At 63.4% G+C, this 21,157-nt stretch carries 17 protein-coding genes; 3 read left to right on the top strand and 14 right to left on the bottom strand.

Annotated elements, in window-relative coordinates:
* Window positions 1–477: 477 nt before the first annotated feature.
* Both LH128_RS30935 and LH128_RS33995 read left to right on the top strand, forming a co-directional pair.
* Window positions 478–1,716, top strand: a complete 1,239-nt coding sequence (locus LH128_RS30935) for a phospholipase D-like domain-containing protein (RefSeq protein WP_008833634.1) — start codon at window positions 478–480, stop codon at window positions 1,714–1,716.
* A 371-nt stretch (window positions 1,717–2,087) separates the two neighbouring features.
* A complete protein-coding gene (locus tag LH128_RS33995; RefSeq protein WP_156800043.1) occupies window positions 2,088–2,441 on the top strand; it encodes a hypothetical protein in 354 nt (117 codons plus the stop codon).
* Window positions 2,442–2,542: 101 nt separating this feature from the next.
* On the opposite strand, the gene LH128_RS33990 is transcribed toward LH128_RS33995, so the two are convergent.
* The 6 genes from LH128_RS33990 to LH128_RS30910 form a co-directional block, all read right to left on the bottom strand.
* Window positions 2,543–2,716 (bottom strand): hypothetical protein, encoded by a 174-nt coding sequence (locus LH128_RS33990; RefSeq protein ID WP_156800044.1) that lies wholly within the window; start codon window positions 2,714–2,716, stop codon window positions 2,543–2,545.
* 87 nt (window positions 2,717–2,803) lie between these two features.
* Window positions 2,804–4,285, bottom strand: a complete 1,482-nt coding sequence (locus LH128_RS30930; RefSeq protein ID WP_008833633.1) for an alginate export family protein — start codon at window positions 4,283–4,285, stop codon at window positions 2,804–2,806.
* A gap of 86 nt (window positions 4,286–4,371) precedes the next feature.
* Entirely contained in the window at window positions 4,372–5,679 is a 1,308-nt protein-coding gene (locus LH128_RS30925; protein WP_008833632.1) for an MFS transporter, read from the bottom strand.
* A gap of 111 nt (window positions 5,680–5,790) precedes the next feature.
* Window positions 5,791–7,056, bottom strand: a complete 1,266-nt coding sequence (locus tag LH128_RS30920) for a gallate dioxygenase (RefSeq protein WP_008833631.1) — start codon at window positions 7,054–7,056, stop codon at window positions 5,791–5,793.
* Between the two features lie 68 nt (window positions 7,057–7,124).
* Window positions 7,125–8,243 carry an aromatic ring-hydroxylating dioxygenase subunit alpha gene (locus LH128_RS30915; protein ID WP_008833630.1) on the bottom strand — a complete coding sequence of 373 codons (1,119 nt, stop codon included), beginning with the start codon at window positions 8,241–8,243 and terminating at the stop codon, window positions 7,125–7,127.
* Window positions 8,244–8,263: 20 nt separating this feature from the next.
* A complete protein-coding gene (locus LH128_RS30910) occupies window positions 8,264–9,235 on the bottom strand; it encodes a PDR/VanB family oxidoreductase (RefSeq protein ID WP_008833629.1) in 972 nt (323 codons plus the stop codon).
* 144 nt (window positions 9,236–9,379) lie between these two features.
* Here LH128_RS30910 and LH128_RS30905 point away from each other — a divergent pair, with 144 nt between their 5' ends.
* Window positions 9,380–10,585: a LysR family transcriptional regulator gene (locus LH128_RS30905; protein WP_008833628.1), complete on the top strand. Its 1,206-nt coding sequence runs from the start codon at window positions 9,380–9,382 to the stop codon at window positions 10,583–10,585.
* 63 nt (window positions 10,586–10,648) lie between these two features.
* Here the strand turns inward: LH128_RS30905 and LH128_RS30900 are convergent, their stop codons facing one another.
* The 8 genes from LH128_RS30900 to LH128_RS30865 all read right to left on the bottom strand — a co-directional run bounded on the left by LH128_RS30900 (window position 10,649) and on the right by LH128_RS30865 (window position 20,826).
* The gene (locus LH128_RS30900) at window positions 10,649–11,668 is read right to left on the bottom strand and encodes a sugar phosphate isomerase/epimerase family protein (RefSeq protein ID WP_008833627.1); all 1,020 of its coding nucleotides are present in this window, start codon (window positions 11,666–11,668) and stop codon (window positions 10,649–10,651) included.
* Between the two features lie 16 nt (window positions 11,669–11,684).
* On the bottom strand, window positions 11,685–12,821 hold the full coding sequence (locus LH128_RS30895) for a Gfo/Idh/MocA family protein (protein ID WP_083274904.1): 1,137 nt from the start codon (window positions 12,819–12,821) through the stop codon (window positions 11,685–11,687).
* Between the two features lie 29 nt (window positions 12,822–12,850).
* Window positions 12,851–14,041: a lactonase family protein gene (locus LH128_RS30890; protein WP_008833625.1), complete on the bottom strand. Its 1,191-nt coding sequence runs from the start codon at window positions 14,039–14,041 to the stop codon at window positions 12,851–12,853.
* Window positions 14,038–15,156 (bottom strand): xylose isomerase, encoded by a 1,119-nt coding sequence (locus LH128_RS30885; protein WP_008833624.1) that lies wholly within the window; start codon window positions 15,154–15,156, stop codon window positions 14,038–14,040. Before LH128_RS30885 ends, LH128_RS30890 begins: the two co-directional genes overlap by 4 nt.
* A 1-nt stretch (window position 15,157) precedes the next feature.
* Entirely contained in the window at window positions 15,158–15,625 is a 468-nt protein-coding gene (locus LH128_RS30880; protein WP_008833623.1) for a C-glycoside deglycosidase beta subunit domain-containing protein, read from the bottom strand.
* 33 nt (window positions 15,626–15,658) lie between these two features.
* Complete coding sequence (locus LH128_RS30875; protein WP_008833622.1) at window positions 15,659–16,918, bottom strand: MFS transporter; 1,260 nt, start codon at window positions 16,916–16,918, stop codon at window positions 15,659–15,661.
* A 27-nt stretch (window positions 16,919–16,945) separates the two neighbouring features.
* On the bottom strand, window positions 16,946–18,610 hold the full coding sequence (locus LH128_RS30870) for a GMC oxidoreductase (protein ID WP_008833621.1): 1,665 nt from the start codon (window positions 18,608–18,610) through the stop codon (window positions 16,946–16,948).
* Window positions 18,611–18,675: 65 nt separating this feature from the next.
* A complete protein-coding gene (locus LH128_RS30865) occupies window positions 18,676–20,826 on the bottom strand; it encodes a TonB-dependent receptor (protein WP_008833620.1) in 2,151 nt (716 codons plus the stop codon).
* Between the last annotated feature and the right edge of the window lie 331 nt (window positions 20,827–21,157).

The raw sequence follows: 21,157 nt of genomic DNA, 5'->3' as shown, positions 1-21,157 counted from the left end.
GATCTTGTCTGCATCGAGGACAACGACCGGTCTGATGCGGCGAGGATCGCACGGTTGGCCAACACCGAGCCGAAACAGGACGATCAACTGCAGCTATCCCTTACGCATTTTTGAGCCTCCGCCGATCGGCGCGTGAGCCACGTAAACCAAGCGGATCTCCAAGACGTTCCTATCCTGAGGAACAAGTCATGGTTGACGTGAAAACCTGGGCCCGGCGCACGTTCCGCAAGCTAGCGCTGGGCCACTTTATCGGGATCGAGACCATCAAGGTTTGGATACTGCGTAGGGGGAGAATATTTTCAGGTCGCAGAAACCGCTCTCGCCGGTCTGTCTATCATCATCGTAAAGGTGGGGGTGGGACGGGCCATGGAGGTATTTATACGGCGCGCGCGCAGGCCAGCGCGTGATCATCCGTAAAAATCCACGCCTTCCACTGCAGCACTCTTAGCGCTATTCGGCTCCGATTTTGGGGGTGATATGGCGAAACAGTATAAGTCGAAACTTCTGTTCAACGTTGAAGACGGTCGCGATCACAAGTCAGCGATCACCGGGTTGTTCGAGAAGGCGCGTTCCTTTGAATGCATGGTGGCGTTCGCCAAGATGTCCGCATGGAAGGACTTCAAGACGGTTCTCAAAACAGCGCTTGCGCGAGGTATGCGCGCCCGAATGGGGATCGGCCTCGACTTCTATCACACCGACCCTACGCTTCTTATCGAACTCTGGAAGATCGCCTCAAAGCCCGGCAGCCTGTTGGAATTGTTCGTCAGCGATGCTGATGAAACGTTCCATCCGAAAATCTATGCATTCCGTTACCCAAATGGTTGCAAACTGCTCGTGGGCTCCGCGAACTTCACTAAGGGCGGGCTTTCTGGGAACTACGAGGCCTCCATCCTTATCGACGATGCGACATCCGAGATGATGCCTTCTGTCACCGGACATTTCGACCAACTCATCGATGACGAGGTGCTAATACCCGCGACCAAGGAAGTTATTGACCGGTACGCATACGAGCATGAGGTCTTTACCGCAGCGATGCGGCTAGCAAAGAGGAAGGCCAAAAACACAGTATTCTCGACCGGGAATTCATTCTACACCTTGACCGAGTTCCTCAAGATGATGAGGGAGGGTTCACCCAACTCTCGCTTCGATAGCGATATGGCCATCAGGCGTGAAACTCGGGCGACCGCTAGAACTCACCTTATGGAGATGGCTGCTTGGCCGAATGATCCGGCTCAGCAATTTCCGCAGCGCTACGATGCACTGATTTCAGCATTCCATTCGGGCGGCCTCAAGCGCGGAAAGTCCTTCGTCGCAGCCTTCCCTGCCGAGTTCTCCGCTGCCGTGACTGAGATCGTCAACAATGCCGAAGTCGAACCACGACAAGCCTTCGAAATCCTGCTGACCCACTTCAAGGGTATCAAGGGCGCAGGCATAAACCTGCTGACAGAAATTCTACACTCACTGGACAATGAGCGGTTCGCTGTGATGAACCAAAACTCAGTCTCCGGGCTTCGTATCGCTGGATTTCAGGAATTCCCGCCTCAGCCTGCGAAGGACAATGTGAGCCCTGACCTCTATCAGTTATATTGTGATCGGGCGAAGGAAGTGCGTAACAAGCTCCACTTGTCGAGTTTCACTGAACTCGATGCCCTATTCAACTTCGTTTACTGGCATGATGAACGTCAGGAAGACGAGGAAGAAGACGACCAAGGCTGATCAGGTTCTGGTAGCGCGAGGGGTGTAGCGCCCCTCGCCAACTCATTGTACGCTCTGTGGTCATTTCCCACCAACTCGGCTCCAATTCTTCCCTCTGGCGTACTTGTTCGCATCGTCATCGCCTCATAGGCAGGACGCTGGAATACGTTCGCGATCTTCGTTCGAATGGGGAGACTGCCAAGATGCGGAACCGGCATTTTAACATGCCTCTACCCGGGCGGGTTCAACGGGTGGCGGCAACACAAGCTTGGAAACGCTCGGCGGGCCGGTCCCCGGAAGCGGAATGACTGCCTTACAATAATTTAATCGGGAAAGCTGCCGGCCGGCAGACGCCCCGTTGCAGACATTCCATCTTCGGTTATCTTCAAGCCATGCCGCATCGTGAGCGATCCCAATTTTACTTCGCAGCCGTATCCGCTGTCGCCGTTGCATTGACAGTCAGCTGCGCGAAAAACGGTGCAGGTTGTGACGTAAGAGGTTTGGCTCTTGATAAAACTAGCCAGCTTTATTCAATGGATATTGAAAAGCTAAAAGTCGTTAAAGACGAAGCCTTCAAAGAAAGTCGGTATGTTTCAGTAGCGTTTCGGAATGAAAACGACAGCGATTACGCTGGATCGTTGTTGGATATAGACCCTCGACTTTGTAGAATTAAGGGATTTCAGACCCAAGAGGGTCTTTCATTGTCTTTTATGCCGGATTTAGGGCGTGGTCCACCGCAACGGTGATCCTTCACAAGGCGGACTGGCAATGGCAGGGAACCACCCCTCCCGGTCATCAGGAGCCGCAAAGCCGGTCGCCGGAACCGGAATGGCAGCCTTACAAGATTTTAATCGGCAAGCGGTCCAGCGGCTGCCGCCCCCATTTCTGCCATTCCTAATGTCATTAAGAAATGACCCCGAGTGGCCGTTTGCAGTCCTTCCGGTTTATAGACCGCATTAAGCAAAGCTGCCATCGCATAATCAGCAACTAGGCGGATGGTGGCTCGGACGTTCTCTTGCATGTAACCTGATGATTTGCAGATGCATGCGCTTGGATCGCATCACTAACAGCGTCTCCCAAGCTGCGATGCAATGCAGGCTCTCGACAATCAGAACCGGAACTGCTGCCACACCCCGATGTAGTCCGAGCTTGTGCCGCCGCCGGCCTTGAAGGCCTCGCTGGCGATCCAGCGGGTGAAGAAGAAGCGGTAGCTGAGGTTCTTGGTGACGATCCAGTCGGCCTGCAGGTTGTAGCCGGTGCCGACGTAGGACGAACCGACCGGCCGGATGCCCGGATAGTTGGTCGGCCCCGCATAAGTCGCGTCGTTCTTGGTCTCGCGCCAGAAGAATTCCGGTCCGGCCACCAGCGTCAGCGACTTGGCGGGCTTGAGCGTCAGGTTGGGGTAGAGATCGATGATGTTCGAGAAGTTGAGGTAGCCCGCGTCCCCGAACAGAGGCAGCCGCGGCGCGGGCGGTGCGAATGTGCCCAGCGTGCCGTTGTTAGCCTTGCCGTCGCCGGTGAAGGCATCGAAGCGCACGCCCACGCGGGGCTTGAGCGGTGTCGTCGCGGGAAGGCTATAGCCGAGGTCGCTGTTGAAGCCCCAGGCGCGGATGCGATCTCCAGCGAAGCTGCCAGTCTGGTACGTGCCCTCCGCATCGTAGTCCCACGCGCCGCTCTTGCCGGTGACGTGGACGCCCCAGCTCCGGCGGTGCTCCTCGCCGGTCAGCAACGCGAATTTTGCGACCTTGTTGAAGACGTCGTAGTGGTAGACGTCGATCTGCGTGTCGGGGAGCAGCAGGCCCTTGGCGGCCGACACCGTCACGCCGTTGAAGTGGCGGTCGGGGTTGGCCTTGTCGTCGAACGAGCCGGTCAGCAGTTGCATGGGCCGCACCGCGAAGGCATCGATCCGCAGCTTGTGCTTGAGGATGAACGTGCCACGCAGGCCCTGATAGGTGAAGCGGACATTGGTGCCGTCGCGCAGGCCCACCAGCTTGCCGTTGCCCAGCGGCATCTCGAAGCGGCCCGGGCGCAGGGTGACGAGCGCGTCCTCGCCGATCGGGATCGTCACGTCGGCGAAGATCTGCTGGAATTCCAGCTTGTCGCGGTTGGGCGGCGTGGCCCGGGTCGCGTCGTACTCCTTGTTGTGCCCGAGTTCGGAGAAGATGTGCGCGTAGGGCGTCAGGTGCAGGTCGGTGACCAGGCGCAGGCGCTGGCCAAGGTTCCTGTTGCCGTCGTCCGCGCTCGCCCCGAGGTTCTGGTGCGTCCAGTTCTGGTAGTAATAGCGCATCTCGCCGCCGACCGAGAGATAGAGGTCGTCGGGCCCCAGCGGGATGTAACGCAGGCGCTCGACCGGGTTCTTGCGGCGATATTCGGGATCGTTGGCGGCGGTCCAATCCTCGGTCCAGCGCAGGCTCTGGGGTACGCCGGACTTGGCGGGAATGCCGCCGGGAACGGGCTCGGGCACCGGCGGCGCAAGCGGCTCGGGCGCGGGGCCGACTTGCGCGGACGCCAGGCCCGGAAGGCTGCAGGCCAATGCCGCGCCGAGCAGGAAGCGCGCGGGCGAGCGGGTAAAACGGTGACGAGCGGGCATGACATGACTCCCCGGTGGCCGGTGCCTTGCCGCACCGGCCTGATCGTGTTGTTGGGTTGGGCGGAAAAACGCCGGCGCGGCGCGCCTCAGGCGATGGCGCTTTCCCGATAACGCAGCATCATCAGCACGATCCCGGCGACCAGCGTACCCAGCGCCATGATCGTGGCGACCGGTCCCAGCGACCAGCCCGCCGTGAACAGCAGCCCGGCGAGGACCGGGCCAAGTGCCGCACCCGCCCGGCCGACGCCGATGACGAGGCCGGTCCCGCCCGCGCGCAAGTGCGCCGGGAAGCACTGGGCGATCACCGCATAGAGTCCCGCCGTCGCGCCATTGGTGAAGAAGCCGCCGATGCCGGCCATGATCGATAGCGTGGCGATCGTCGTAGGCCAGTAGCCGAACACGCAGATCGCCACCGCGCCGCAGCACATCGCGCCCGCCACCAGCGGGCGCACGCCGACGCGCTGGCTGGCAAGGCTCACGCTCAGCGATCCGAGCGCGCCGCCGACATTGGCCCAGACCAGCACGCCGCCGGCGGAGGCCGCGGCAAAGCCCATGTCGACGATGATCTTGGGGATCCACTTCACGAAGAAGTAGAAACTCATCATGTGGCCGAAGTAGACCAGCGTGAGCAACAGCGTCATCGTGCGCACGCCGGGGCCGAACAGCTGCGCGAGGCCGGGACCGGCGGGGCGCTCCTCGACCGGCGGAAGGTCAGCCAGCGGCGCGCGGCCCTGGCGCACCATCGTACGGTTGATCCTGTCCAGCGCATTGGCGGGACGCTTGTGCAGCAGGAAGGCGATCGTCTCGGGCACCAGCTTGATGACCAGCGGGATGAAGCACAGCGTCATCACCGCGCCGAACTCGAACACCGACTGCCAGCGCCCGGTGACTTCGAGCAGGACCGAGGCGATGCTGCCGCCGACGATCGCGCCGATAGGATAGCCGCCCGCCATGATCGCCACCGAAAGGTTGCGCCGCCGCGCGTTCGAACATTCGGCGACGATGGCGCCGGTCGCCGCCAGCATGCCGCCGATGCCGAGGCCGGTGAACAGCCGGAACAGCGATAGCGTGGTGACGTCCCCGGCGGTCGAGGCGAGCGCCATGCCCAGTCCCATGATCGCAAGGCAGACCAGGATGGTCGGGCGGCGACCGATGCGATCGGCGATGCTGCCCAGCACGAAGGCGCCGATGCCCATGCCGATCAGTTCCATCGACAGCACCGCGCCCAGCGCGGCGCGGGTGATCCCCCAGTCGCGGGCGATACCCGGCGATGCGAAGCTGATCGACAGGACATCGAATCCGTCGAGCGCGTTCAGGGCGGTCGCGACCGCCACGGTGAGCACTTGCCGATGGTGCATCGGCTCACGCGCGATTATGGCGCGGGGGTCTTCCATTGCTGTCTCCCCAGCCGCCGACATGCCGCGCTCGGGCGGCGGTCGGCGGCTGCTGTTGGTATCGTTGGGTTTTCTTGGGTGCCGTTGAGTGCCGCTGTGCGCTGCTCGGGTTCAGCCGCCAGCGGGGGCGGCAACTCCATAGGAGACCTGCTGATTCCGGGTCTTCTGGAAGTCCTCCAGCGACTGTCCGCGCATCGCCGCGTAGATCGCGGGATTGGGGACGCCGCTCATCGCGCCCAGCTTCTCCAGCAGGAAGAAGATCGCGCCGTAGTGGATCAGCCCCCGCCAGTCGCGCCTTCGGATGAGGTCGCGTTCGTGATCGGTAAGGTCGGCCTCCGCCAGCACCGCATCCTGATCGGCCTGGAACCGCGCCCGTGCCTCCGGCTCGATCAGACCGTGCAGGAACTTGTTGATTTTCCAGCCCCTTGCGCTGCGCTCGAGGGTGTAGGGATAAGTGCCTTCAAGCTCCTCGGCACCGGCAAGCTGCTGATCCATGCGCGCACGGTGTTCTATCGCGACCCGTTCCGGCATCGGCTCGGCGACGTTCTCGTAGATTGCGGTGGCGATCGCGCACATCGACGGCAGGTAATAGCTCTGATGAACCTTGCGTACCCGCGCAGACAGGGCCCCGCGCATCACCAGCCACATGATGACCTCGGAGCCTTCCATCCCACCGAGCCGGGCATAATCGGCATGGGTCAGGCGGGTCAGACAGACAGGATCGTTCTCCAGCAAGTCAAGGAACTGCTCGTCCCAGGGCGTGTTGTTGAAGCCGCAGCGCTCGCCATGGACCTGATGCGACAGGCCGCCGGTGGCGACGATGGCAACCTTGATGTCCTCAGGATAGCTTTCGATCGCGCGGCGCAGCGCCTGGCCCAGCTTCCAGCAGCGCAGCGCCGAGGGGATCGGGAACTGCAGCACGCCGACCTGCAGCGGCACGATCTGCGTCGGCCAGCCCTCTCCATCATGTTCCATCAGCACCGAGAGCGGCGAGAATATGCCGTGGTCCAGCCCCTTGTTCCGGAACGTGCTCATATCGAATTCCTCGGCCATAAGCGACTGGACGATATGGCGTGACAGTTCGGCATGACCATCGATCGCGGGCATCGGACGCGGGCCGCCACCTTCGTCCGCCACAGGATAGCTGTCATCGACACCAAGGCAGAACGCGGAATAATGATCAAAGAAAAACGAGGTGATGTGATCGTTATAGATCATGAACATCACGTCGGGACGCTTCTCTTGGATCCATTCGCGGATCGGCTCGTAGGCATCGAAGATCGGCTTCCAGGCCGGGTCTGCCTGCTTGTTCGCGTCGAGCGCGAAACCGATTGTAGGCGTGTGCGAAGTGGCGATCGCGCCAATGATGGTGGCCATGGAATCCTCTGTCTTGCTCGCCACAATCCGACCATCCAACGGTCGTTATGCCCGAGCCGAGCTGGTCGTTAGCGCGCTTCGCCCATCGCCAGCTTATACATTATGCGACGAGCCATAAGCCCAGGCTTATCAGGCGCGAAACTGAGGTCGAACTGTTCCTCACCATCGGTACGGACCACTTCGTTGATCCACTCCAGCGCCTCGACGTCCTCGGAATAGGCCTGGGTGTGCGCCTCGAGCATGAAGGTATCGATGGCCTCGTCCTCGGGCAGGTAATCGCGCGAGTTGAACCACCAGTAATGGATCGAGTTGTTCGTCTCAGGGGTGAAGACGTGCGTGATATTGTAGCGGTAGAGGCCGGGCTTGCCTTCGTCCGGCTCGTGCACACGCACCCGCGCATAGGCGGTGTGCAGTGCGGGCGAAACGAAACGCGCTTCCGAAGTGCGATCCACGCGCTTGTCCATGATGTCTGCGGGCTTGCCGTAGACACCCGGAGGCGCACAGTTCAGCAGTTCGCGGCGGATCACCACTTGGTTGCTCTCGGTCGAGGCAGTCAGCTTCGAGCGGGCGTACTCGGGCGTGCCGACCGTGTCGGGGTGCAGGAACGGGAAATGCGTCTGGTCGATCAGGTTCTCGTGCATTCCGACATAATCGGCATTGATGTGGAAATCGCCGGTGACGGTGCCCCAGTTGGGGTCACTGAGCCACCAGGTGTCGGGGATCAGCGCCTCATCCGCGAGGTCCGGCGATCCCATCCAGATCCACGTCAGCGGACCGCGATCGGCGATCGGGAAGGTACGAACGGAGGCAGTCGCCGGGACATTGGCGAGTGCCGGCAACTTGGAACAGACACCATCGGTGCCGAATTCCATGCCATGATACCCGCAGACCAGCTTGTCGCCCAGCAGCTTGCCCCTGGCGAGCGGGAAGGAGCGGTGCGGGCAGCGGTTGCGCATCGCCACCGGCTGGCCATCGAGCGTGCGGTACAGCACGACATCGACGCCGAGGAACTTGCGCGCGAGCGGGGTGCGACCGATCTCGGTCGAACGCGCGCAGGCGTACCAGGTGTTGCGGATCAGCGGTGTCGTGTTGTTGGCGAAGGCGCCGGAATCGTGCGGCTCCATGGCCGCGAAGATGTCGTTGTCGCTGAGCTGGCGCTTAGGCGGCTGGGGGGCGATCGTAGCCATGGGTACGTCCTCTCCTTGGATCAAATGTCGAGTTCGAGCACGCGGCCGCGAATGCGCGAGCAGCAGATGGTCATCTGGCGCCCTTCGGCCTTGTCCTCGTCGCTGAAGAAATGGTCGCGGTGGTCGAGTTCGCCGTCGCAGGCGATGACCGCGGTGGTGCACAGCCCGCATTCGCCGCGACGGCAATCGGCGTACGTCTCCACACCCCGTGCTTCGAGCGCATCGAGGATGGTCATGCCTGCACCGATCGGGATCGTCATGCCATCCTTGAGGCGCACCTCGAAGCCCTCGTCCTCGGGACTGTGCGCGGCATTGAAGACTTCATAGCGGATGCGATCCGGCGCCCAGCCAAGCTCCGCCGCTGCCGCCACCAGCGCCTCGATCATCCCGCCGGGGCCGCAGACGTAGACCTGCGCACCTTCGGGCTGCTTCGCCAGCAGCGCCTTCAGGTCGGGAATGCCGTCGTACTCGGTCTGGACCACGGAAAGCCGATCGCCACATAGCGTTTCCAGCTCGTCGACATAGGCCATCGTCGCGCGCTCAAGGCCGACATAGACGGCGCTGAAATTCTCGTGACGGGCGTCGAGCGAGCGGGCCATCGCGAAGATCGGAGTGATGCCGATACCGCCCGCGATGAGCAGGGTCTTCGGCCGATGTCGCATCAGCCGAAACGCGTTGAGCGGCCGCGACACGCGCAAATGTGTGCCGACGACGAAGTTACCGTGAATGAAGGCCGAACCCCGCGCGCGATTCTCACGCTGAACCGCGATGCGCCAGAAAGGCTCGGGCGCGCTGCCCGCCGTCAGGGCACCGACCACCGAATAGTGCCGCAGGAAGCGGCCGTCTTCACCACCAAAGCGCAGCTCGATATGACTGCCCGCCTCGGCAGGAGGCAGGGCGCGACCATCCTGCGCGGCGATGAGAATTTCGGTGATCCGATCGGTCAGGGCACGACGGCCCACGACAATCGCATTCAGGTACTTGTCCTGCATGTCCTCTCCACTGCGACGGGTCGGACCATGCCGACGGTGCCGCTCCTTGCCTGTTGGCGGAGATAGAGCCTCCGCCCCCAGCGCGCTTATGCATTGTGAGGAAGATGCCTTGCATTATTCGTATAAAGCTCGCATCGTTCGGAAATGGTGGACCGTTCTCCCCTCATCTCCATCAAGCAGTTGCGGGCGATCGGCGCGGTTGCGGACAATGCGAGCCTGGTCCGGGCCAGCCGCCAACTCGCGATCAGCCAGAGCAGCCTGTCTCGACAGATCGATGATGCCGAGCGTGCGTTCGGTCGCACCCTGTTCCAGCGCGGGTGGAATGGCATGGAGCCGACCTCCGCGGGCATTGTGGTGATAACTCACGCACGCCGGATGATGGCACGGATCGTCCAGTGCGGTGAGGCGCTGGCAATCAACGGCGTGCGGACCGGCGATCTTGGCTATCATCTCACATGGTTCATCCTCGACGTGCTCGATGCGGTGCGCCACGCGGGCAGCGCCTCCGCCGCCGCGAACTCTCTGGGCATATCGCAACCTACCGTGAGCCGTACTCTGGCGCAGGCGGGAGCCGCGATCGGCCAGCCCCCATTCCTGCGCACTGCCACCGGGATGACGGCTACCTCCAGCGTGCCGGTCCTGTGTGCGCTTAGGGACGATCTGCATGTGGAACTGGCGACGATGACCGCCGCACTCGCGTCATTGGATGGCCAAGTGACCGGGCGCGTTGCAGTGGGCCTCCTGCCGTTTTCCGAACAGGGCATCGTCGTCGAGACCTTCGCCATCCTCACCCGGGACTATCCGCACCTGCAGCTTCAGGCCGTGACGGGCAGTTACACCGCGCTGACCGAAGCTCTTCGGCGCGGTGAGATCGACATGATACTCGGCCCCTTGCGCGGCGATGGCGCAATCGACTGGCTGCAGGAACATCCGCTGCTCGAAGAGCATCTGACGCTGCTCGTGCGCCCCAGACACCCTCTCGCCGATCGCCGTGCTGACTGCGCCGATCTGGTCGCCGCATCCTGGGTCGTCGGCCCGCATGGCACGCCGACGCGGCGGTTCTTCGAAGCCTTCTTTCTGGGGCGCGGCATGGCTCCTCCCGCCCAGATCTGCGAGATGGTCACGTTCCCATTGGCGGAGGACATGATCCGCCAGAGCGACGCCATCGGCCTGCTGACCTATTCTCGCAGACAGCGCGAAGCCCTCCGGAACAGATTGCAGACTTTGTCCTCGGACTTCCCCGATGCAGTGCGCCAGATCGGCATATCCATGCACAGATCGCGGCCTTCTTCGACACAACACGAACTGTTCCGGTCGGTCCTGATCAAAACGCTCGAAGGGGCAAAATAAGAACGCCCTACGACCATCGGCCGCAGGGCGTTCTACCGCTTCCCGGAGGAGGATGGGGAGCGGTTATTCCTGGTTCCTCGCGAAGGCCGCATCGAAGCGGACCTCGGGCCGCTTCCACAGCAGCGAGCGCACGAAGCCGACCGCCTCGGCAGCACCGTGCAGGCGGTCCATGCCGGCATCCTCCCACTCGATCGAAATCGGCCCGTCGTAGCCGATGGCGCGAAGAGCACGGAAGGAATCCTCCCAGGGCACGTCGCCATGCCCGGTCGAGACGAAGTCCCAGCCCCGGCGCGGATCGCCCCAAGCGAGGTGCGATCCCATCACGCCCGCACGCCCGTTCTTCGGGCGCAGGCGGGTGTCCTTGCAGTCGACGTGGTAGATGCGGTCCTTGAAATCCCAGATGAAGCCCACCGGATCGATGTTCTGCCACATCATATGCGAGGGATCCCAGTTGAACCCGAACGCCTTGCGGTGACCCAGCGCCTCCAATGCCTTTACGCTCGACCAGTAATCGTAGGCGATCTCGCTGGGGTGGACTTCGTGGGCGAAGCGCACGCCCTCCTCGTCGAACACATCGAGGATCGGGTTCCAGCGCCGTGCGAAGTCGGCATAGCCGTCCTCGATCACATCGTCCGGCACCGGCGGGAACCTCGCCACGTATTGCCAGATCTTCGAGCCGGTGAAGCCGACTACGGTATCGACGCCCAGCTTGCGCGCAACCTTGGCCGTAAGCTTCATCTCTTCGGCTGCGCGGGTGCGCACGCCCTCACCGTCGTCATCGCCCCAAACCTTGGGCCGCACGATCGCCTGATGGCGAAAATCGATGGGATCGTCGCATACCGCCTGCCCGGTCAGGTGGTTGGAAATCGCGTAGAGCTTCAACCCGTGCCGGTCGAGGATCTCGCGGCGCGAAGCGAGGTAAGCAGCGTCCTCGGCGGCTCGCCAGATGTCGAGGTGCTCGCCCGAACAGGCAAGTTCGATGCCGTCATACCCCCACTGCGCGGCGTATTCGGCTACTTGCTCCAGCGGAAGGTCGACCCACTGGCCGGTGAACAGGGTAACGGGAAGCGCGGCTTGCGTCATGATGGTCTTCCTCTGATCAGGCGGCGGGTACATCGACCCAGGATCGGGTATCTGCGGACTGGATCACCGCATCGATGATGCGCGCGGAGCGCAGCCCGTCGGCGAATGTCGGCAGGCCCGAAGGCACCTCTCCGCGCACGGCGGCATAAGTATCGGCCACGAAGTTCTCGAAGCACTGCGCGTAGCCCTGCGCATGGCCCGGCGGCAGGCTGGAAAGGCGGCGCGCATCGGCAGCGCCCGTACCCGGGCTGCGGAACAGTGTTTCGGCAGAATCCTCGGTGCCAAGCCAGACCGTCTCGGGGTTCTCCTGGTCGAAGACGGCGGACTTGTGCGCCCCGTCGAATTCGAACCACAGGCGGTTCTTGCGGCCCGCCGAGACTTGAGAGATCACCGCGCTACCCAGAACGCCCGAGGCTGTGCGGAACATAATGGTGGCAGCATCCTCTGTATCGACTTTGACCAATGGTCCCGCCGCAGCATCGCCCGAGAAGCTGGCCTGCGAAGCCGCCGGGCGTTCGGGCACAGTGATCGTCATCGCCGCCGTGACTGACGCGATCCGCTCGCCTGTGACGAATTCCATGAGGTCGCACCAGTGCGAGCCAATATCGGCGAAGGCTCGGCTGCGCCCGCCCTTGGCTGCATCAACGCGCCAACTGGTGGTGCCGGGCGAAAGCAGCCAGTCCTGAAGATAGCTGCCATGGAGAAGTTGCCATGCGCCGAACTCGCCCGCCTCGCGCCGCGCACGGATCTCGCGCACGAGCGGGTGGAAGCGGTAGACGAAGGGCACGGTGGCTATCCGGCCTGCCTCAGCCGCAAGGGTGTGCAGGTGCAGCGCCTCGTCGGTGCCGACGGCGAGCGGCTTCTCGCAGATCACATGCGCGCCGGCCGCCAACGCCGCCTCGACATGCACGGCGTGAAGGCTGTTGGGGCTGCAGACGTGGACCACATCGAGATCCAGTCTGGCAAGTTCCTCCAGCGATCCGATCGCCTGCGTGTCCCAACCTGCCGCCGCATCCGCTGATCGCGCAGGCGAGGATGCCATAACGCCGACAATCTCACCACCTCCCAGCAGGGCAGCACGGCGGTGAACCTCACCGATCATTCCGGCGCCCAGGATGGCTACCCGCAAAGCCCTGTGTGCAGCTACGCTCAAACGAATTCTCCTGTCATCCGGTCCCGCCTTCACCAAAGCTGCGCGAACGCGATGACGGCGGGATCGGGAACTTGTGCCTGCGTCTGCCAGGTCAGCGCGCCGGTCCTGGCATCGACCGCATAGGAGCGCACCACATGCGCCGAACGGTCCGCCACCAGCACGAAGCTGCCGGTAGGGTCGAACGTGAAGCTGCGCGCGGCAAGGCCGGGGTGGATGGAGCGGGCAAGCGGCACCGCGCCCTGCCACACCAGCCTCCCGTCCTCGAACGCGAACCACGCGAGCGAATCCTCGCCCCGATTGTTCACGTAGATGCGGCCGCTGTGATGGTGCACGCGCACCTCCGCAGGTTCGTTGATGCGGCCGGGATCGGTGACGATCGTTGAAATCCGGTCAAGCAAAGTAAACGCGCCGGTTTCGGGATCGAATGCCAGGGCCGCCAACTCCGAGGCGAACTCCAGCGTGGCAAAGGCCAGCCTACCCGACGGATCGAAGGCGACATGCCGCGCCCCGGTTTCTGGCTCCATCTGCAGCGTGGAGACAAGCTCCAGCCGATCACCCAGGCGGAATGTGTGGATGCGGTCGGTGCCCTTGTCGCAGACGAGCACGAAGCGACCGGAGGGATCGATCACCGCGCAGTGCGCATGTGGACTGGACTGCGCATGACCGCCGTTCTGAGGGGAAAAATTCGGATCCTTGCCCTGCCCTTCGAAGACATGCAGATCGCGCAGCGCACCGATGCTGCCATCAGTTTCGAGGCCATAGAGCAACACCGTCGAATCGTCGTAGACGTATTCGGTCGACCACGATCCATCCGGCAGGCAGCGCACCTTCTCGACATGCTGGAAATCGCCATGGTTGGCACAGACCAGCGAGCGCGAGACGGCATCGTAGTCAAGGAACGTCGGCCTCGGCCCCGGCGCCAGCTGCGTATTCAGTAAGGTGAGTTCGCCCGTCACGCCGTCGACGCCAAAGGCATGGACGGCGGCAGGCGGCTCGACCGGCCCGCGCCCATCGGTCTTGCGCTCGTCCACAGCATAGAGTGTGCGCGTCTGCGGCGCATAGACGAGATAGCCCGCTTCCTTCGGTTCACTGACGCGCGACAGCTGCGTCAAGCTGCTGCCGTCGGGCGCGGCATCGAAGGCATAGATGCCGCCCCCGGCTGCGCCAGGCGCGCAGCCATAGGAACCAACGTAAGCGACGAGGCGTGGGCCTTGCGTCATGCTGCGATCAGGCGCCGCAGCATTTCGTGGTGACGGCGGACCTGATCCACTTCGTCCATCATCTCGGCGCGGCTGCGGTCCTGCGAATAGCGCTGACCTTCATATTCGGTGTTGATGTAGCCCTCGTACCCACCGTCCTTGAGTGCCTTGATCGCGCCTTCGTAGTCAATCGCAAGGTCGTGATACTCGCCCGGACGACCGGGAATTTCAGACATGTTGTTGAACTTGCCGTGGCAGCTGACGACGTGGCCGGTCAGCTGGCGCATCGTGTCGAACGAGGTATGCGACTGCATGATCGCCTCGGCCACAACGATGTAGTCAAGCTCGCTGGGCTGCGGTACGCGTTCGTCGGCAAAGGCGCGCAGGGCCTCGAACGGGCCCTTAAGAGCGGGGATGCTTTCGCCGGTGGTGAAGAAGCGCTTGAACTCGCTACGCAGGTTGCCGGCGGTCTGCCTGGCGATGTCGGCGAAATCGAAGGGCCCCTGCCCTGCGCGCAGCAGTGCGGAGAGTTCGACCGCGGCATCGCTGGCATTGCGCTTAGCGCCGCGCCGCTCGTACTGGGCAAGCAGGACTTCGGTGGGGCGAAAGCCGAAGATGCCGAAGTCCGGGACGATGCCGATGGCGTTCGTCGCATGCTTCTCGGCATAGTCGATGATCTCGGTCACCTGCTGGCCTTCGAGCGCCATCGGCTGGTGGACTTCCTTGCCAAGCCGCATGCCGAGCCGTTCGATCTCGGGCAGCGCCCTGACCATCACGTCGAGCGGGCAGGTGGACAGCACGCGCACGTTGGCGAAGCCGAGACGGTGGGCAAGGCGGATATCGTGCCGCAGGCGCTCGGCCACTTCCTCGTGGTCCATCACGTGGTCGCGGAACTGGAGGACGTCGAACGAGACGTCCATCGTCACCGGCACGGTGCCGTACTTGTCCATCCAGCCGAACCACTGGGCCACGAAGGCCTCGCCGGGATCGGGATAGCGCAAGGACATCTCGTCGACGATCTCGATGCCGTCGGCGCCGGGCAGGTTCTCACCCACTTCGCGGATCTGGTCCTCCAGCGTCAGCTCCTTGAAGAAGTGCGACTGCTGGTAGCTGTAGAGCGAAACACCGGTCTTCATGTCAGGCCTCCGCCGTTTCGTTGAGCGTCAGGGTGTAGGTCACGATATGCGGGGTCTTGTCCGAACCCGCGCCGGTGCCGGGTGTCGGCGGCGCCTTCACCCATTCCTCGTCGGTCGGCAGGTAGCCGTAGGCGGCGATAACGCATTGCTGGAAGCGCACGACGTGCTCTCCGGCGGCCAGGCCACCGGGCACGCAGATGTGGAGGATCGCCTCGTCGTCGTAGTCCCAGTGTTCGTGAACGGCGTTGCGGATCTCATCGAAATCGCGCGGGGGCTTGCCATTGACCTCGAAGGTCTGGGCCTCGCGCGGGTAGAGCACGCCATCCACTTCGAGGAAGTAGCCGGTGTGGAGCGAGAGATAGACGCCCCGGTAATTGGCGATGCGCACCGCCAGCTGGAAGCCGACGACTTCGCCGTCAACCACGTCGTTGCGCAGGCTGTCTGCCCTTACGAGATAGTTATCGAACATATGCCTGTCCTGTCCGGTTGATCCTGGTTGCCATCAGTCCTGCTCGCGCCGGTAGAGCGCCAGCCACGCCACGCAGGTGACGATCGCCATGCCGATCGGCCCCACCCAAAGCGGCGCCCAGGCCGACGGTCCCTGCGCGGCGGCGGGTACGACGAGTGCGCCGTAGATCGCCCCCGAAGCGGCCGAACCGATCGCCGCGCCGAAGCCCGAGACCATCAGGATCAGCCAGCCCTGCGCCTGCGCGGCGAGCTGCGGGGGAGCGACGCGGGCGATGAACATCGCGGCGACGACGATGAAATAATCGTTGCAGATGCCGTGCAGCGCCACCGCGCCGATCGCGTAGGCGCTGTTACCGCCGCCTGCGAGCAGAAGCAGTGCGAAGCGAACGCTCCACATCAGCATGCCGAAGAACAGCGCCCACTTCATCCCGATGCGCGCCAGAACCCAGGGGATCGTGCCGATGAACACGACTTCCGAGATCGGTCCCAGCGCCAGCACGCCTGCGACGTTGGTGATGCCCAGCACCGCCAGATAGGGCGAGGCGAAGCTGTTGTAGACGCCCAGCGAGATCGAGGTCAGCAGCGTGCAGAACATCAGAGCGGCGAACGTACGGTTGCGGAACAGCACCAGCGCCTTGACGCCGATGAGGTCGCCCAGCGAAAATCGCGCGCCCTTGGCCGGCGGCGGCGTGCGCGGCAGCGTGAACGAGGCGAGTGCAGTTATCACGGCGAAGGCGGCGGCGAAGTAGAACACGCCGGTCGAGGCCGACAGCCCCAGCCAGCCGACCGCCAGTCCCGCCACGACCCAGCCACCGGGCCCGAACAGGCGCACGTAGGGAAAATGCTGCTGGTTATCGCCCAGCAGAGTCAGCGAGATCGAGTTGATGAGGCCCAGCGTCGGCTGGAACGTGCACATGTAGGCGAAGATCAGCGCCAGCGTCAGGTTCGCGTCATGCGCCGCGATAGCATGCGGCAGCATGACCAGCAACACGGCGCCGGCCACGTGCGCCAGCGCCAGTACGTTGCGCGGCGCCAGGAAGCGGTCGCCCAGCGCGCCCAGGAACAGCGGTGCGATGATCGCGGCAATGGCACTGACGAGATAGGCGATGCCGATGATGGCATCCAGCCCGTTGCTCGCCAGCACCAGCCCGAGCGTGGCGAACCACGCGCCGAACACGATGAACTCGACCAGCGTGACGAGGCTGAGGCGCGCGATCAGGAAGGACGGCCCTTCGATCTCCCCATAGCCTGCCGGGCGTAGCTCGGTGCGTGATCCGCTGATGATACCTGGCATCTCTCTTCGCTCCTCGCGGGCCGGCCTTCAGGCCTGTCCCTTTGTCAGTTCCTCGGCCACCTTGCGGCAGGCGCGCAAGGTCAGCGCCATGATCGTCAGGGTCGTTCCGCTGGTGCCGCCGGTCATGAAGCTGCTGGCGTCGGTGACGAACACGTTCGGCGCATCCCAGACCTGATTATGCGCATTGAGCACCGACGTCGCCGGATCGGTGCCCATGCGCGCGCCGCCGCTTTCATGGATCGCCGCGCCCATCGCCATCGATTTGGCGAAATTCATGCGCACGATCGTCCGGCTGAAGATGTCGGCATCGGGGAATACGCCGCGTCCGTGCTCCTCAAGACCCAGCGCATTGCCGACGAACTCGGTGGCAAGCCCGGCGTTTTCCGCCATCTCGTAGATCGCGCGCGATTGTGCGCGTAGCACCTTGAGATCGTTTTCGCCCATCTTGCAGCGGATGTGCGGGATCGGCACGCCCCAGGCGTCCTTGCGCGAGGGGTTGAGGGTGATGCGGTTGTCGGCATCGGGCAGCATCTCGCCAAAGCCCATGATACCGAACTTGGCGGCCTTGTCGGCAGGCGAGAACAGGCGCCCCACGGTGCCCTGATAGCCGTAGCCGCGCAGGAATTCGGAGTTGGTCTGGGCCGTCACGTTCTCCCAGCGCGGTATGTAGACGCCGCCGCCCACGCCGTAGAACGGATCGGCGGGAACCGTGTCGTCCGCTTCCCAGCCCTTGCGTCCCGGCACGGTGCCCATGATGATGCACGGCACCTGGTCCATGAAGTAGCGCCCCAGATTGCCCGAGTTGTTGCCCAGGCCTTCGGGGTGTTTTCCACCCGCCGAGTTGAACAGCAACCGCACCGACTCGATCGCCGAGGCGCAGACCATGACAGCGCCGGCATGGACAGTGTGGACCTGCTTCGTCTCGCGATCGACGAACTCCGCGCCGGTCGCGCGGCCAGTGGCGGGATCGGTGAGTATCCGCCGCGCCACCGCGTCCGAACGGACCGTCAGCTTGCCCGTCTCCTGCGCCTTCAGAATCGGCACCGGCACGCGCCTGATGTTGGGCGGCATGTAGCGCCACGACGTCGCCTTGCGGCCGGGCCAGTGGCTTTCGGTGGCCAGCTTGAAGTCGCGTTCGGCGGCGGTCAGCTTCGAAGGGCCGGCGAATTTCCCGTCCGGGATGCTGGCGATGCCTTCCGAGCAGCCACGCACGCCCAGCGTTTCCTCCGCACGAGCATAGTAGGGTTCAAGATCGGCGTAGGAGATCGGCCAGTCCTCGCCGTAGCCGTCGCGGCTTGCGGCCTTGAAATCGCCGTCCGACCAGCGCAACAGCACCCGGCCGAAAGTATGCAGGCGCCCGCCCAGCTGCTTGCCGCGGATCCACAGGAACGGCGCATCCTTGTCGGTAGTATAGGGGTGATCGCTGTCCTTGACGAACAGGTGGCGCATCTGCTGCGCATAGAGCGCCACGCGCGATTGCAGGGGCTGGCCGGTGAACGATGCGCGAATGCGCGCCCACAGCTGTACGCCCTTTTCTTTCGGACCGGAGAGGTTGGTGGGAAAATCGTCCGCCGTGATCGCGCGGCCCGCTTCCAGCAGCAGCACTTCGAGACCCTGCTCAGTCAGCCCCATCGCCGCAAAGCTGCCCGCCGCGCCCGAGCCCACCACGATGACGTCGTACTGCTTGTTCATGAGGTGGTCTTGTCCAATAGCGGTTGGCGCTCGCAGGCCTGCCCTGCGAGCGCCGTCGGGAGGGATCAGAACTTGACGCCGCCGCGCACGCCGAACTGGCGCGGGTCGGTCAGGGTGAACGACTGGAGTTCGTAGGTGCCCAGCAGGCGCTTGTTCTCCAGGTTCTTGACGAACGCCTGCACGTACCAGCGATCTTCCGGCGCGAAGTAGCCGACCTGGATGTCCGTGCGGGTGTAGGAGTCCTGCTTGATCTGGTTGGCGGTGTTGTTGTCGGTGACGATGTAGGAGCTGGAGAACTTCAGCGCAGCGCTGCCCGAGATGCGCCCGCCATTGGCCAGCGGCACGTCCTGCGTCACGCCGACACGGCCGGACCACTTGGGCGAACGATCGAGCGGGGTGCCCTCGAAGTTGATGCTCTGGTCGCTCTCCAGCGGACGGAATTCGCCGTAGGTCGCGTCCAGATAGGCCAGCGAGTAGTCGATGCGGGTATTGGCGCCGAGGCGGTAGTTGCCCTCCAGCTCGATGCCCTGAACCTTGGCCTTGGGCACGTTGAGCGTCACCGCGCCGCCGGTGGTCTTGACCAGGCCCTGCTGCAGGTCGCGATAGTCGTAATAGAAGCCGGTCAGGCTGAAGTAGAGCGAACGGCCCAGCGTGGTGCCCTTCACGCCCGCCTCGTAGGAGATGATGCGCTCGGGCTTGTAGTAGAACGGCACGCTGCTGACGTCGTTGGGCGTGCCGTCGTTGAAGCCGCCCGCCTTGTAGCCCGAAGTCACGCCCGCGTAGGCAAGGATCGTCGGCGTCAGGTCCGCCTCGACGCTGCCCTTCCAGGTCACGCGCGAACCGGAAATGCCACCGCCCGGATAATGACCGCTGTAGTCCGACGGGAACGTCAGGCCGAGCCCATTGAGCGTGAAATACTGCGTGCCGGTGCGGTCCTTGCTGTCCTTGGTCCAGCGCACGCCGCCGGTGACGCGCACGCCGGGGACGACCTCGTAGGTCGCCTGACCGAAGCCCGCGTAGGACTTCGCCGAAGCGTTCAGGTCGTAGCTGAGCGTGAAGCCCTGGTTGACGAAGTCCAGTTCAGGGGCGGTGTAGGTCTTCTCGTGGAAGTAGTAGGCACCCACGACCCACGAGAGCGGCCCGCTGCCCTGCGAGGCAAGGCGCAGTTCGTGCGAGTCCTGCTGGTGGTTCTGGAACGACGTGAACGCGCCATTGACCTGGCTGGAATCGGAGGGGATGTCGTTGCGCACGGTCAGTTCGCGCCAGGTCGACTTACGCCAGCCGAACAGATAGGTCAGCTTGGCGAAGCCGAGGTCGGAATTCAGCTCGGCCGTGACGCCGCCCGAATTGAAGCGGCTGTAGGTGTCCATCCCGGGGTTCTGGTAGCGCAGGCTGTGATCGTCGTTCTGCGCGACCGCCCGGTCGAGCGCGACGCGCGCCTGGCCGTTGGTGTCCGACTGTTCGTAATCGCCCGAGACGAACAGCGTGGTCGCGCTGCCGATATCGAACAGCAGGCTGGCGCGCAGACCGAAGTCGTTCTGGTCATCCAGCTTGTCGTGGCCGTCGTGCGTGGCGGTGAAGCCGTCGTGGTTGTTATAGGCCCCCGCGAGGCGCAGCGCGATGCCGTCCGCGATCGGCGCGTTCAGCATGCCGTTGGCGCGCACGGTGTTATAGTTGCCGTATTCGAGCGAATAGGCCCCTTCCCATTTGTTCGTGGGACGGTTGGTGATGACGTTGATGACGCCGGCGGTCGCGTTACGGCCATAAAGCGTGCCCTGCGGCCCGCGCAGCACCTCGACGCGGCTGACGTCGAACATGGTCAGCGCCTGTTCGGTCGGGCGCGCGATGTTGACGCCATCGAGGTTGTAGGCGGTCGAGGGGTCGCCCTTCTCCGAGAAGTCGGTGCTGGCGACACCGCGGATGGCGAAGCCGGCGGGGCCTGCCTGGACGTTCGGAATGACGTTCTGCAGATCGCGCGAGCTGGTGACGCCTTCGGACAACAGCTTGTCGCCGGCGACGGCGGCAATGGCGACCGGCGCCTTGCTGAGCGCCTGGTCGCGGCGCAGCGCGGTGACGACGATCTCGTCGGTCTGCGCCGACGCTTCCGCGGCATCCTGCGCAGGCACGGTGTCAGCCGACTGAGCGAGTGCAGACGCGCACTGGAAAGCGGCAAAGCCGACGGCGATTACGGATGCGGTAAGATGAAAGGCTTTCATAATCCCTCCCAAAGGAACGTTCGGAAACCGAACCCTTGCTTCGTCACGAGCAGGTGATTCCGGATACCGATCGCGTAAACGTTCTTTTACCGACCGTTTCAAATGGATTATCGTTCGGATTAAGATCGTTCGTCGCCGCGTCGCAGCAAAATCAGGCCCGGTAACGAGGACAGGCCTTGAAAATGTGGAAATGCGCTATTTGATGCAGTGCAATAAGTCGAACGATAAGGGAGAAGATTTTTTTCATTCGTTCGCTTTCCATACGATCACGCTTGACCGAACCCGGACTTGCGATCACCGTGCACTTATGCTTCCCACCCCTCTCGAACCA

This window comes from Sphingomonas sp. LH128 (genome assembly GCF_000293195.2).
Taxonomy (GTDB): Bacteria; Pseudomonadota; Alphaproteobacteria; order Sphingomonadales; family Sphingomonadaceae; genus Novosphingobium; species Novosphingobium resinovorum_A.
The sequence above is the reverse complement of the archived record's forward strand: the minus strand, read 5'-3'. Positions and strand labels throughout refer to the sequence as shown.

What these genes read in the sequence shown, in the direction of transcription:
- LH128_RS30935 (WP_008833634.1), top strand. Translation starts at nt 478, where the DNA reads ATGGCGAAACAGTATAAGTCGAAACTTCTGTTCAACGTTGAAGACGGT.
- LH128_RS33995 (WP_156800043.1), top strand. Translation starts at nt 2,088, where the DNA reads ATGCCGCATCGTGAGCGATCCCAATTTTACTTCGCAGCCGTATCCGCT.
- LH128_RS33990 (WP_156800044.1), bottom strand. Translation starts at nt 2,716, where the DNA reads ATGCAAGAGAACGTCCGAGCCACCATCCGCCTAGTTGCTGATTATGCG.
- LH128_RS30930 (WP_008833633.1), bottom strand. Translation starts at nt 4,285, where the DNA reads ATGCCCGCTCGTCACCGTTTTACCCGCTCGCCCGCGCGCTTCCTGCTC.
- LH128_RS30925 (WP_008833632.1), bottom strand. Translation starts at nt 5,679, where the DNA reads ATGGAAGACCCCCGCGCCATAATCGCGCGTGAGCCGATGCACCATCGG.
- LH128_RS30920 (WP_008833631.1), bottom strand. Translation starts at nt 7,056, where the DNA reads ATGGCCACCATCATTGGCGCGATCGCCACTTCGCACACGCCTACAATC.
- LH128_RS30915 (WP_008833630.1), bottom strand. Translation starts at nt 8,243, where the DNA reads ATGGCTACGATCGCCCCCCAGCCGCCTAAGCGCCAGCTCAGCGACAAC.
- LH128_RS30910 (WP_008833629.1), bottom strand. Translation starts at nt 9,235, where the DNA reads ATGCAGGACAAGTACCTGAATGCGATTGTCGTGGGCCGTCGTGCCCTG.
- LH128_RS30905 (WP_008833628.1), top strand. Translation starts at nt 9,380, where the DNA reads ATGGTGGACCGTTCTCCCCTCATCTCCATCAAGCAGTTGCGGGCGATC.
- LH128_RS30900 (WP_008833627.1), bottom strand. Translation starts at nt 11,668, where the DNA reads ATGACGCAAGCCGCGCTTCCCGTTACCCTGTTCACCGGCCAGTGGGTC.
- LH128_RS30890 (WP_008833625.1), bottom strand. Translation starts at nt 14,041, where the DNA reads ATGACGCAAGGCCCACGCCTCGTCGCTTACGTTGGTTCCTATGGCTGC.
- LH128_RS30885 (WP_008833624.1), bottom strand. Translation starts at nt 15,156, where the DNA reads ATGAAGACCGGTGTTTCGCTCTACAGCTACCAGCAGTCGCACTTCTTC.
- LH128_RS30880 (WP_008833623.1), bottom strand. Translation starts at nt 15,625, where the DNA reads ATGTTCGATAACTATCTCGTAAGGGCAGACAGCCTGCGCAACGACGTG.
- LH128_RS30875 (WP_008833622.1), bottom strand. Translation starts at nt 16,918, where the DNA reads ATGCCAGGTATCATCAGCGGATCACGCACCGAGCTACGCCCGGCAGGC.
- LH128_RS30870 (WP_008833621.1), bottom strand. Translation starts at nt 18,610, where the DNA reads ATGAACAAGCAGTACGACGTCATCGTGGTGGGCTCGGGCGCGGCGGGC.
- LH128_RS30865 (WP_008833620.1), bottom strand. Translation starts at nt 20,826, where the DNA reads ATGAAAGCCTTTCATCTTACCGCATCCGTAATCGCCGTCGGCTTTGCC.